Origin of the sequence: Burkholderia multivorans ATCC BAA-247, assembly GCF_000959525.1 — a bacterium.
Lineage (GTDB): Bacteria > Pseudomonadota > Gammaproteobacteria > Burkholderiales > Burkholderiaceae > Burkholderia > Burkholderia multivorans.
Window position 1 is genome coordinate 743,270 of sequence record NZ_CP009832.1, and the last position, 13,070, is coordinate 756,339.

Annotated in this window: 8 protein-coding genes; 6 read left to right on the forward strand and 2 right to left on the reverse strand. The window is 67.0% G+C overall.

Annotation, left to right across the window (positions count from 1 at the left end; translation table 11 throughout):
- Positions 1-62: 62 nt before the first annotated feature.
- Positions 63-1,451 (reverse strand): adenylosuccinate lyase, encoded by a 1,389-nt coding sequence (gene purB, locus NP80_RS15880; RefSeq protein ID WP_006407558.1) that lies wholly within the window; start codon positions 1,449-1,451, stop codon positions 63-65.
- A gap of 161 nt (positions 1,452-1,612) precedes the next feature.
- On the opposite strand from purB, the gene NP80_RS15885 reads away from it, so the two are divergent.
- From NP80_RS15885 to NP80_RS15910, 6 genes are all read left to right on the forward strand, one after another.
- Positions 1,613-2,566: a LysR substrate-binding domain-containing protein gene (locus NP80_RS15885; protein ID WP_006407556.1), complete on the forward strand. Its 954-nt coding sequence runs from the start codon at positions 1,613-1,615 to the stop codon at positions 2,564-2,566.
- 249 nt (positions 2,567-2,815) lie between these two features.
- The gene (locus NP80_RS15890; protein ID WP_006400326.1) at positions 2,816-4,102 is read left to right on the forward strand and encodes a Glu/Leu/Phe/Val family dehydrogenase; all 1,287 of its coding nucleotides are present in this window, start codon (positions 2,816-2,818) and stop codon (positions 4,100-4,102) included.
- 242 nt (positions 4,103-4,344) lie between these two features.
- The gene (locus NP80_RS15895; protein ID WP_006408338.1) at positions 4,345-5,238 is read left to right on the forward strand and encodes a glutamate/aspartate ABC transporter substrate-binding protein; all 894 of its coding nucleotides are present in this window, start codon (positions 4,345-4,347) and stop codon (positions 5,236-5,238) included.
- A gap of 161 nt (positions 5,239-5,399) precedes the next feature.
- On the forward strand, positions 5,400-6,140 hold the full coding sequence (locus tag NP80_RS15900) for an amino acid ABC transporter permease (RefSeq protein WP_006401699.1): 741 nt from the start codon (positions 5,400-5,402) through the stop codon (positions 6,138-6,140).
- Positions 6,140-6,817: a glutamate/aspartate ABC transporter permease GltK gene (gene gltK, locus NP80_RS15905; RefSeq protein WP_006409957.1), complete on the forward strand. Its 678-nt coding sequence runs from the start codon at positions 6,140-6,142 to the stop codon at positions 6,815-6,817. The genes NP80_RS15900 and gltK overlap by 1 nt, the downstream gene beginning before the upstream one ends.
- Positions 6,814-7,539 (forward strand): amino acid ABC transporter ATP-binding protein, encoded by a 726-nt coding sequence (locus tag NP80_RS15910; RefSeq protein ID WP_006401697.1) that lies wholly within the window; start codon positions 6,814-6,816, stop codon positions 7,537-7,539. The genes gltK and NP80_RS15910 overlap by 4 nt, the downstream gene beginning before the upstream one ends.
- Before the next feature lie 78 nt (positions 7,540-7,617).
- Here NP80_RS15910 and NP80_RS15915 read toward each other — a convergent pair whose 3' ends face one another.
- A complete protein-coding gene (locus NP80_RS15915; RefSeq protein WP_045593924.1) occupies positions 7,618-12,840 on the reverse strand; it encodes an autotransporter outer membrane beta-barrel domain-containing protein in 5,223 nt (1,740 codons plus the stop codon).
- Positions 12,841-13,070 lie beyond the last annotated feature (230 nt).

The window sequence follows — 13,070 nt, forward strand, 5'->3', positions numbered from 1 at the left end:
TCAAGAAGGGGGCCCGCCCGATGTAACTTAATACATCGGGCGTTTTTTGCGGCGCTGAATGGTTACGCGATCCGCTTCGCGAGTTCGATGGCCTTGCCGATATACGACGCGGGCGTCATCGCGAGCAGGCGGTCCCTGGCGTCCTGCGGAATCGCGAGCGTGCCGATGAACTGCTGCAGCGCTTCGCGCGTAATGCCCTTGCCGCGCGTCAGCTCCTTCAGCTGCTCGTACGGGTTCTCGATCCCGTAGCGGCGCATCACGGTCTGCACCGGCTCGGCCAGCACTTCCCAGCAGTTGTCGAGATCTTCGTTCAGACGCTGCGGATTCACTTCGAGCTTGTCGAGGCCGCGGATCAGCGCGTCGTACGCGAGCAGCGAATAGCCGAGCGCGACGCCCATGTTGCGCAGGACCGTCGAGTCGGTCAGGTCGCGCTGCCAGCGCGATACCGGGAGCTTGTCGGCGAGGTGGCGCAGCGTCGCGTTCGCGAGGCCGAGGTTGCCTTCCGAGTTCTCGAAGTCGATCGGGTTCACCTTGTGCGGCATCGTCGACGAGCCGATTTCGCCGGCCTTCGTCTTTTGCTTGAAGTAGCCGAGCGCGATGTAGCCCCAGACGTCGCGGTCGAGGTCGAGCAGGATCGTGTTCGCGCGCGCGACCGCGTCGAACAGTTCGGCCATGTAGTCGTGCGGCTCGATCTGGATCGTGTACGGGTTGAACGTGAGTTTCAGGCGGTTTTCGATCACGTCGCGCGAAAACGCTTCCCAGTCGAATTCCGGATACGCGGACAGGTGCGCGTTGAAGTTGCCCACCGCGCCGTTCATCTTGCCGAGGATTTCGACCTTCTCGATGCGCGCGATCGCACGCGCGAGCCGCGCGGCGACGTTCGCGAGCTCCTTGCCGAGCGTCGTCGGGCTCGCCGGCTGGCCGTGCGTGCGCGACAGCATCGGCTGCTCGGCGTGCGCGTGTGCGAGCGCAACGAGACGCTGGTGGACCGTGCGCAGCGCCGGCAGGATCACGTGCTCGCGCGCGCCGGCGAGCATCATCCCGTGCGACGTGTTGTTGATGTCCTCGGACGTGCAGGCGAAGTGGATGAATTCGCTGGCCTTCTCGAGTTCGGGCTGGCCCTTCACCGATTCCTTCAGCCAGTATTCGACGGCCTTCACGTCGTGGTTCGTCACGCGCTCGATTTCCTTGATGCGCGCGGCATCGTGCGCGGTGAACCGCTCGACGAGCTGCAGCAGGAACTGCTCGGCGGCTTCGGAGAAGCGCGGGACTTCGGCGAAACCGGCGCGCGACAGCGCGATCAGCCAGTGCACCTCGACGGTGACGCGGTGACGCATGAAAGCGGCTTCGGAGAGCCAGTCGCGCAGCGCTTCGGTCTTGCTGGCGTAGCGGCCGTCGATGGGCGAGAGCGCGGTGAGCGCGAAAAGCGTATCGGGACGAGTGTCGGACATGATCGGGCGGGCCCTGGGGCCGGGTCGAGCGTGGAGAGGAGAATCCGGGATTTTACCATCGGCGCGCGCCGGCTCCGTCGCGCGCGGCCGCCTGCGATGGCCGCGCGCGGCGCCGGTAAAATGCAGCCTTCTTCCGCTCGCCGCCCGCCGCGCCCGCCCGTATGGAACTGAAATGGCTCGAAGACTTCGTCTCGCTCGCGGAGACGCGCAGCTTTAGCCGGTCCGCCGAGCTGCGGCACGTGTCGCAGCCCGCTTTCTCGCGGCGCATCCAGGCGCTCGAAGCGTGGCTCGCGACCGAGCTAATCGACCGCTCCGTCTATCCGACGCGGCTCACGCAGGCCGGCCAGATCTTCTACGAGCAGGCGCTGACGATGCTGTCGCAGGCGCACGAGGCGCGCACGCTGCTGCGCGGCCACGTCGGCGCGCCGGTGCCGACGATCGAGTTCGCGGTGCCGCACACGCTGTCGCTCACCTACTTCCCGCGCTGGCTGCAGCGGATCGAGGCGAAGATGGGGCAGGTCCATACGCGGCTGCGCGCGCTGAACGTGCACGACGCGGTGCTGTCGCTCGTCGAGGGCGGCTGCGACCTCGTGATGGGCTATCACCATCCGAGCCATCCGGTCGCGCTGGACCCGGCCCGCTACGACATGCTGATCCTCGGCAGCGAACCGATCAGCGCGTTCTCGGCGCCCGGCCGCGCAGGCCGGCCGCGCTACACGCTGCCCGGCACGCCCGACGCGCGCGTACCGTATCTGTCGTACACGCCGAACGCCTATCTCGGCCGCATGACGGAAGTCATCATCGCGAACGCGCCGACGCCGCTGTTTCTCGATCGCGTGTACGAAACCGACATGGCCGAAGGGCTGAAGGCGATGGCGCTCGCGGGCCACGGCGTCGCGTTCCTGCCGCACAGCGCGGTCGAGGACGCGGTCGCGGGCGGCCGGCTGATCCGGCTCGACCGCGCCGTGCGCGGCGGCGCGCAGCCGTTCACGCTGACGATGGAGATCCGGCTCTACTGCGACAAGCTCGCGCTGCAGGGCGAGGAGCCGCGCCAGAAGCTCGTGCGTGCGCTATGGGACGTCGTGCGCGACGAGCTGCGCGAGACGGGCGGCTGAGGCCGTCGGCTGACGGCGCGCTTGCAGCGGCTGACTGCACGCTGACCGCCGGGCACGTCCGCGCGGCCGCGCAGGATTTTTCGCGCGCGCAAAGCACGGCCGATCGCGGCCGTTCTTGCGCAAATCGACCGCGGATTTGCGAAAAATCGCGATCATGCAAGAAACGCATAATCGAATAAGCAAACGGCATTGGATAAAAAAAACGGGTTTTTCGACAATGTGCGCAATCCGTTGAACGTTGGAGCATCCATGTCTTCGCAACTGCAGTCCATCCCGTCCTACTTGCACGCCGACGATCTCGGCCCGTGGGGCAACTACCTTCAGCAGGTCGATCGCGTCGCGCCGTACCTCGGTTCGCTGTCGCGCTGGCTGGAAACGCTGAAGCGTCCGAAGCGCATCCTGATCGTCGATGTGCCGATCGAGCTCGACAACGGTACCGTCGCGCACTTCGAAGGCTATCGCGTGCAGCACAACGTGTCGCGCGGCCCCGGCAAGGGCGGCGTGCGCTACCACCAGGACGTGACGCTGTCGGAAGTGATGGCACTGTCGGCATGGATGTCGGTGAAGAACGCCGCGGTGAACGTGCCGTACGGCGGTGCGAAGGGCGGTATCCGCGTCGACCCGCGCAAGCTGTCGCGCGGCGAGCTCGAGCGCGTCACGCGCCGCTACACGAGCGAAATCGGCATCATCATCGGCCCGAACACCGACATTCCGGCGCCGGACGTCAACACCAACGAACAGGTGATGGCGTGGATGATGGACACGTTCTCGATGAACCAGGGCCAGACGTCGACCGGCGTCGTGACCGGCAAGCCGATCTCGCTCGGCGGCTCGCTCGGCCGCAAGGAAGCGACCGGCCGCGGCGTGTTCGTCGTCGGCTGCGAAGCGGCGAAGAAGAAGGGCCTCGAAATCGAAGGCGCGCGCATCGCGGTGCAGGGCTTCGGCAACGTCGGCGGGATCGCCGCGAAGCTGTTCCAGGAAGCGGGCTCGAAGGTGATCGCGGTGCAGGATCACACGGGCACGATCTACCAGCCGGCCGGCCTCGACGCGAACAAGCTGCTCGACCACGTCGCGCGCACGGGCGGCGTCGCGGGCTTCGAAGGCGCGGAGCCGATGGCGAACGACGAATTCTGGACGGTCGAGACCGACATCCTGATCCCGGCGGCGCTGGAAAACCAGATCACCGAGAAGAACGCGTCGAAGATCCGCACGAAGATCATCGTCGAAGGCGCGAACGGCCCGACCACGACCGCGGCCGACGACATCCTGAGCGCGAACGGCGTGCTCGTGATCCCCGACGTGATCGCGAATGCGGGCGGCGTGACGGTGTCGTACTTCGAATGGGTGCAGGATTTCTCGAGCTTCTTCTGGACCGAAGACGAGATCAACCATCGCCTCGAGCGCGTGATGCGCGAAGCGTTCGCCGGCGTGTGGGCGGTCGCGGAAGAGCACAAGGTGTCGGTGCGTACGGCGGCGTTCATCGTCGCGTGCAAGCGCATCCTGATGGCGCGCGAAATGCGCGGCCTGTACCCCTGATCGGCGGCGCCGGCCGAACGCGGCCGGCGATCGCGATCGATCCATGACGCAATCCACCCGATTGCGTGCATGAACCCGCGCGGGCGGTGCCGAATCCGGCACCGCCCGCGCGCGCATGCGGAGCGCCCGAAGCCGGGAGGACGGCTTTCCGCGCGGCGATTCGTAGTGCGGTAAACAACCAGTACTTTCAGAAATATTACTTTGATACACTGGCGCGGGTTTTAGCCAAGGAGATGACCACAATGAAATACCACAAGGCAGTCCTGATGGTTGCAGCGCTCTGCGCGTTCGCAAGCGGCGCGCAAGCTCAGGAGACCGGCACGCTGAAGAAGATCAAGGACACGGGCGTGATCGCGCTGGGCCACCGCGAATCGTCGATCCCGTTCTCCTACTACGACCAGAACCAGCAGGTGGTCGGCTATTCGCGCGAATTCCAGCTGAAGGTGGTCGACGCGGTGAAGAAGAAGCTGAACCTGCCGAACCTGCAGGTGAAGAACATCCCCGTCACGTCGCAGAACCGCATCCCGCTGGTGCAGAACGGCACGGTCGACATCGAATGCGGCTCGACGACGAACAACGCCGAGCGTCAGCAGCAGGCCGCGTTCTCCAACACGATCTTCGTGATCGGCACGCGCCTGATGACGAAGAAGGATTCGGGCGTCAAGGACTTCGCCGACCTGAAGGGCAAGACGGTCGTCACGACGGCCGGGACGACGTCGGAGCGTCTGCTGCGCAAGATGAACAATGACAAGCAGATGGGCATGAACATCATCAGCGCGAAGGATCACGGCGATTCGTTCAATACGCTCGAATCGGGCCGCGCGGTCGCGTTCATGATGGACGACGCGCTGCTCGCGGGCGAGCGCGCGAAGGCGAAGCAGCCGGGCGAATGGGTGATCGTCGGCACGCCGCAGTCGGAAGAAGCTTACGGCTGCATGATGCGCAAGGGCGATCCGGAGTTCAAGAAGGTCGTCGACGATGCGATCGCGCAAGTCGAGAAGTCGGGCGAAGCCGCGAAGATCTACGCGAAGTGGTTCGAGAATCCGATCCCGCCGAAGAACCTGAACCTGAACTTCCCGCTGTCCGATTCGATGAAGAAGCTGTACGCGAACCCGAACGACAAGGCGCTCGACTGATCACGCGTCACGGCCTGCGCGCGAGCGGCGGGCCGTCCGCGGCGACGTCCGCGTGACGGCAACCGGCACGCTCGGCGAGAACAGGCCGCCGATGCAGAATTGACGCTGACGAAACGGAAGAGGCCACGCTTCTTCCGTTTCTTTTTGCTGGAGTCTTGCCCATGTCATACCACTGGAACTGGGGCATCTTCCTGAGCCCCGTCTCGACCGGCGAGCCGACGACTTACTTCGGATGGCTGATGTCCGGCTTCTGGGTGACGATCGAAGTATCGCTCGTCGCCTGGGTCATCGCACTGATCGTCGGCTCGCTGTTCGGCGTGCTGCGCACGGTGCCGAACAAATGGCTGGCCGCGATCGGCACGGTCTATGTCTCGATCTTCCGGAACATTCCGCTGATCGTGCAGTTCTTCATCTGGTACCTCGTCGTGCCGGAGCTGTTGCCCGCCTCGATCGGCACCTGGATCAAGCAGCTGCCGCCCGGCACGCAGTTCTTTACTGCGTCGATCGTCTGTCTCGGGCTGTTCACCGGCGCACGCGTGTGCGAACAGGTGCGCTCGGGCATCAACGCGCTGCCGAAGGGCCAGCGCGCCGCCGGTCTCGCGATGGGCTTCACGCAGTGGCAGACGTATCGCTACGTGCTGCTGCCGGTCGCCTACCGGATCATCGTGCCGCCGCTCACGTCCGAGTTCCTGAACATCTTCAAGAACTCGGCGGTCGCGTCGACGATCGGTCTGCTCGATCTGTCGGCGCAGGCGCGCCAGCTCGTCGACTACACCGCGCAGACTTACGAGTCGTTCATCGCGGTCACGCTCGCGTACGTGCTCATCAACCTCGTCGTGATGGGGCTGATGCGCTGGATCGAAGGCCGCACGCGGCTGCCCGGCTACATCGGAGGCAAGTGATGCATCAGTTCGACTGGAGTAGTATTCCCGGCGCGCTGCCGACGCTGTGGACGGGGGCGATCGTCACGTTCAAGATCACGCTGATCGCGATCGTGGTCGGGATCGTCTGGGGCACGCTGCTCGCGCTGATGCGCCTGTCGGGCGTGAAGCCGCTCGCGTGGTTCGCGAAGGCCTACGTGACCGTGTTCCGCTCGATCCCGCTCGTGATGGTGCTGCTGTGGTTCTTCCTGATCGTGCCGCAGGTGCTGCAGGGCGTGCTCGGGCTGTCGCCGACGATCGACATCCGGCTCGCGTCGGCGATGGTCGCGTTCTCGCTGTTCGAAGCCGCGTATTATTCCGAGATCATCCGCGCCGGCATCCAGGCGGTGCCGCGCGGGCAGGTGAACGCGGCGTTCGCGCTCGGCATGAACTACGCGCAGGCGATGCGCCTCGTGATCCTGCCGCAGGCGTTTCGCGCGATGGTGCCGCTGCTGCTCACGCAGGCGATCGTGCTGTTCCAGGACACGTCGCTCGTGTACGTGATCAGTCTCGCGGACTTCTTCCGCACGGCCGCGAACGTCGGCGATCGCGACGGCACGACCGTCGAGATGGTGCTGTTCGCCGGCGCCTGCTATTTCGTGATTTGCTCGGTGGCGTCTGCCCTCGTCAAAGGTCTCCAGAAAAAGGTCACAAGATGATTTCCATCAAGAACGTTTCGAAGTGGTACGGCCAGTTTCAGGTTCTCACCGACTGCACGACCGAAGTCAAGAAGGGCGAGGTGGTCGTCGTGTGCGGGCCGTCGGGCTCGGGCAAGTCGACGCTGATCAAGACCGTGAACGGCCTCGAGCCGTTCCAGCAGGGCGAGATCCTCGTGAACGGCCAGTCGGTCGGCGACAAGAAGACGAACCTGTCCAAGCTGCGCTCGAAGGTCGGGATGGTGTTCCAGCATTTCGAGCTGTTCCCGCATCTGTCGATCACCGAGAACCTGACGCTCGCGCAGATCAAGGTGCTCGGCCGCGGCAAGGACGAAGCGACCGAGAAGGGGCTGAAGCTGCTCGATCGCGTCGGCCTGAAGGCGCATGCGCACAAGTATCCGGGCCAGTTGTCGGGCGGTCAGCAGCAGCGTGTCGCGATCGCGCGTGCGCTGTCGATGGATCCGATCGCGATGCTGTTCGACGAACCGACGTCCGCGCTCGATCCGGAGATGATCAACGAAGTGCTCGACGTGATGGTCGAACTCGCGCAGGAAGGCATGACGATGATGGTCGTCACGCACGAGATGGGCTTTGCGAAGAAGGTCGCGCATCGCGTGATCTTCATGGACAAGGGCGCGATCGTCGAGGACGACCGCAAGGAAGACTTCTTCTCGAATCCGAAGTCGGATCGCGCGAAGGACTTCCTCGCGAAGATCCTGCACTGAGCGGCGCGGCCTCCGTCGCACGCAACGGCAAACCGCCCGGCCAGACGCCGGGCGGTTTTTTTTCGTCCGCGCGTGCGGCTACCAGCTGTACCGGTAGCCGACCTGCCCGACGATGCCGCGCCGGTAGTCGCCGCCGATGTTGCGCGCGTATTTGACGTTCGCATACAGCGCACCGGACTTGCCGAAGCCGGCCGTGACGCCGAGGCCGAGCTCGTACCAGGTGCGGCCCAGATGCGTCGCGAACGGCGTGCCGCCGACGACGGTCCGGCCCGGCGACAGGAAGTCGCGCAGCACGTCGGCCGTGAAGTACGGCGTCGCCGCACCGTCGCCCGCGCCCGCTTCCATATTCGGCCGGAAGATCCGCACGCCGACGCGCCCGCGCAATGCATTCGACGTCGTGCCGGACACGGCCGACACGTTGTCGCCGAAGCCGTTGAGCTTCAGGTACTGATACATCAGCTGCGCCTGCGGCTCGATCGCGATCGGCGTGCCGGCGATCGCGAACGGCTTGCCGACTTCCTGCGACAGCGCGACGCCGAAGCCGTTCTGCGACGCTTCGTTGCCGTAACTGTCGCGATAGCGGTTGCCGTAGTGCGTGGCCTGTCCGACCGTGTCGAAGTACGTGCCGTCGGACAGATAGCGCGTCCAGTAGCCGCCGATGCTTTGCGCATGCATCTGCACCGAGCCGGTCGAGGTCGACAGGTCCGCCGCGTCGGCGCGCGCGCGGTCGCTGAAGCTCGCATGCGAGGTGCCGATCGTGGCCGTCAGGCCGGCATGCGTGCTGCCGCCGTTCGGCGTCTGCTCGAGCGTCCAGTCCTTGCCGAGCTGCGCGAAGAAGGTGCGCTCGTCGGCCGCGAAGCGGCCCGCGTTCGCGTCGAGGCTCTGGCCGCCGATGCGCCCCCACACGCCGTCGCGGTTGCCCGGCTGCCGCTTCTCGACGTTGTAGACATCGCCGACGCGTTCGTGCAGCTTGCCGAGCGTCGAGAAGCCGTAGTCGACGTTGAGCAGCGGCGTCAGCGCGTAGCCGGCCACGCCCGGGCGATACGCGAGGTGGCTGCCGCCGCCGTCGCCGCCCGCCGACGGACCGACCGGATCGCCGGGATCTGCCGGATCGAGTTGCGAACGCAGATACCAGCCGTTCGCGTCGCGTTGACCGCCGCGGAACAGCCGGTATTCGTACGCGCCCGCTTGCACGGGGCCGGCGAGATGGAAGGCCGACGCGCTCGTCGTGCCCCCGTTCGCGGTGACGACGACCGGAATGCCGTCGCCGGTCGTCTGCGCACCGGTGCCCGCGGTGTTCGCGATCTTCAGGCCCGTCGTGCCGGTCGCGCTGCCGCCGTCGACGACGACGCGGTCGGTCGGTGATGCATCCGCGCCGAGGAACGTGTTCAGCGCGATCGTGCCGCCGTTGCCGACGTAGCTGCCGGTCGTCAAGGTCTTGTAGCTGCCGGTCAGCGCCGGCGAGCCGGTCGGGGCGGCGAACGCGACCGTGCCCGCGTTCGTCAGGCTGCTCAGCACGGAGCTCGCCGTCATGTTCCAGGTGCTCGTGCCGTCGACCGTCAGCGCGACCGGATCGATCCGGCCGGTGAGCGTCGTGCGCTGGGTCAGGAATACGTTGCCGGTGCTCGACGCGTCGGAGACGATGTCGCCGCTCAGGTTCACCGCCGAGGCGGTGAATGTCGTGCGGCTGCCGTTCGCGAGATCGAGCAGCGTGCCGTTGCCGGTCGTGACGACCGTGCCGTTGCGCACCGCGATGTCCGCGCTGCCGCCGCGCGCGGCGAACGCCGGGCCGCCCACGGCCGTGATGCTGCCGCCGTCGATCAGCACCGAACTCGTGGCGCCGCTCGCGAGCGTATCGGACGTCGTCACGCCGGACGTCGCGCCCTTCAGCGTCGTGCCCGTCAACACGAGCGCGCTGCCGCCGTCGGCCGTCGCGCCGTTGCCGGCCGCGCTCGCGATCGACGAGCCCGTATCGGCGAGGCGGCCGCCGCGCTGCGCGACGATGCCGTCGGCCGCGATACCGGTGGTGCTCAGCTTGGCGCCCGACAGCAGCGCCGTCGTGCCGCCGTCGGCGACGATCGCATGCGCGCCGGCGCCGGCCGTCGCGACGGTCGTTCCCGTGGCGTCGAGCGTCGAGCCCGCGCCCGACACGAACAGGCCACGCGCGCCGTCGCCGCCCGTGCGCACGACGGTCGCCGCGTCGGTCGCGATGTGCGCGCCGGCGCCGGTCGAATGCAGGCCGTCCGCGCCGCTGCCCGTCGTGCCGATCTGCGTGCCGGTCAGCACGATCGTCGAATCGGTGCCGACGTTGTCGATCCCCTTGCCTGCGCCGCCGACCGCGATCGAGGTCGCACCGGCGGCGATCCCGCCGCCGCTGACGGTAGCGTCGATCAGCATACCGTCCGCACTGCCGTTCGCGACGACGCTGCCTGCGCCGGACAGCGCCACCGACGCGCCGGCGCCGGTCAGATGAACGCCCGCCACGCCGTCGTCGGCTTCGATCGTGCCTGCGTTGGCGAGCGTCGCCGATGCGCCTTCGACGCGCGCGCCGGTCCCGTTCGCGACGCGGATCGTCGACGTGTTGTTCACCGTGCCGAGCGTGCCGGCGACGACGCCGGTCGAGCCGGCGCCCGTCAGCAGCACCGTGTTGCGGTTGTCGAGCGTACCGAGCTGTTGCGTGACGAAGCCCGTCACGCCGGCCGTCGACGACGTCACGGCCGCATCGTTGGTCAGCCGCGTCGCGACCGCGGTGCCTGCCGGCGCGCCGGACAGGTCGTGCGGCTGACCGTCGACGATGCCGGCCGTCGCGCCGTTCGCATTCAGGTTGATCGTCGCGCCTGCGTCGATCGTGCCGGTCGCGCCGCCTTCGACGGCGATCGCGATACCGTTCGCGCCGTTCACGTTGTAGACCGCATTGCCGGTCGACAACGTGGTGCCCGCATCGGTCGCGACGACGCCGCGCGCGCGTGCGCCGTCGACGTTCGTCGTCAGCGTGCCGGCCGCCGACCGGCCCGTGTACGCGGCACCGCCTGCGACGCGGAACAGTGTCGAATCGTCGGTGCCGACGCTCAGGTTCTGCGCGCCGACGTTGATCTTCGAGCCGGCGCCGTACGCGTAGAAGCCGATCTGGTTCGTGCCCGACACGAAGTGCGGCACGGCATTCGCGCCGACGTCGATGGTCGCGCCCGCGCGCGCGTGCACGCCGATCGCGCCGTTGCCGGTGAGGTTCAGCGTGCCGTCCAGTTTTGCCGCCGCGTTCGCCCCTTCGGCCCAGATACCGTAGTTGCGCATGTCGGACGCGGGATCGATCGCGCCGGCGACGTCGATCGTGCCGGTCGACGTCGCCGACGTGGCGGTCGCGCCGTTGCCGACGACCATGATGCCGATGCCGTTCACGCCGTTCAGCGTGATCGTGCCGGTGTTCGTGACGGTCGCGGCCGTATCGGCGGCGAGCATCCCGACGTTCGCGAGCGGCGTGCCGGGCGCCGCGCCGTTGACGGCGATCGTGCCGGCATTGGTGAGCGTACCCGCCTCCGAGCCGATGCTCGCCATCGCCGCACCGTTCTGCGTCAGCGAGCCGATCACGATCGTGCCGCGGTTCGTCGCGGTGCCCGATGCGCCGAGCAGCACGCCGTACGCATGCGCGGACGACGCGACGTCGTTCACGGCTTCGGGCGCCCCGCCGTCATATTGCGCCGCGCGGCCGAGATAGATTGTGCCGCCGGCTTCGTTCGTGAAGCTGCCGCCGGCCGCGAAGCCGCCGATCACCTGGCTGTCGAGCGTCGTCGCGTTGACGCCGACGTTGATCGTGCCGGCGTTCGACGCGGCCGCGCCGTCCATCACGGCCACCGCGTAGTTCTGCAGGTCGGGGCGATTGCGGCCGTACGTCCATGCGCCGACGTTCATCACGCCGTTGTTGACGAACGTCGTACCGGCGCCGCTCGCGTACACGCCGTTGCCTTCGGTGTAGGCGTGAAAGCCGAAATTGTCCGGCTGCGCGCTGCCGCCGGTGTCGAAGTTGTCGCCGGACGCATAGCCGGACGAGATCGCGCCGTTGTTCACGCCGCTCGCGCCGCTCAGCAGCCGCACGAGCGTGAAGTCGCCCGACAGCCGGCCGTCGTTCACGAAGTGCGCGCCGTTGTCCGCCAGCACGGCCGAGCTCGATTCGACGAGGTTGGTGCCGCGGAAGTCGATCTGGCCGTCCTTGCCGATCTGCACGGTCGCGTTCGCGCCGGTGCCGTGCATCACCGACAGATGATCGGTCGGCAGCGCGTTCTCGTCGCCGGGCGAGACGTTGTTCGCGTATTCGAAGGTCTGCGTCGACATCGTGACGGCCTGGCCGAACGCCGCGTCGTACGCGGCCTGCGAGCCGAGCGCGCCGCTCTGGATCGAGCGCACGAGAAAATCGTTGTATGTGGCGAGCGACGCAGCATCGTTGACCGTCCACCTGCTGCCGTCGAATGCGGTGAAGGTGCCCGCGTAGGTCGGTACGTCGAGCGCGACGCTGCCGAGCGGCCCGCCGTTCGCCAGATAGTCGCCGGTCGTGAATTGGATCTGGTTGCGCGAATGCCAGTCGATCGTGCTCGACGCGGTACCGGTGCCGTCCGCGAGCGTCAGGTCGGTCTGCTTCGGCGCGATCGAAATCAGGTTGCCGGGCGCCGACGGCGCGGCGGCCGGATCGCCGATCGACACGTCCAGCGTGCCGCCCGAGCGGTCGACCGTCCCGATGCGCGCGTTCACGTACTGGTTGCCGTTCACGTCGTGAAATACCGGCACTTCGTGCGCGCCGGCCGTCGATCCGACGAACGCGGACGAATCGTAGGTGGCGACCGACGTATGCGCGCTCGTGATCGTATCGGGTGTGGCGACGCTTTGCGTCTTGCCGCCGAGCGACAGCAGCGGCTGATTCGGGTTGCCGGATACGACCGTCGTGCTGCCGAAGGGCAGCTCGGTATAGCCGGAGTCGCCGGCGGCGCCGGTCCACGCGCCCGTCACGGCGACCGTGTCGCCGCCCGACACGGTCGCCGAGCCGACCAGGTTGTCGTTGACGGTCGGGCTGAAGGTGCCGAGCGCGCAGCTACCGCCGCTCGCGACGCTTGTGCCGTCGCCGCAGCTCGATGCGTAGGCATTGCCGGCCGCGAGCGCGGCGAGTGCGGTGGCGAGCGCCGCGATGCGCAGCGGCGAGCGGCCGGCGCGCGCAGTGCCGCTGCGCGCCGGCTTGCCGCGCGCGCGCGTGGTTTCCGCGACGGCGATCCAGCACCCCGATGTGTCGCTCCATATCGATCGAAATGAGTGATTCACGACATACCCCTCTTTCTTCTTTTGAAGTGATATTCACCGCGAAGCGGTGAAGGCGCATTCCACGGCGGGAAATGAGCAGGCGTGCGGCAGTAGTGGCTGCATCGTGCGCCAATCGCATTTCGTTACACCGGGGATGGGGCGAGTCTAACGATTGAAGGGGAGTGTGATTATCAGAAAAATTAAAATCGTGGTGATAATGCCGATTTTGTCCGATATTTATGAATTGTGTG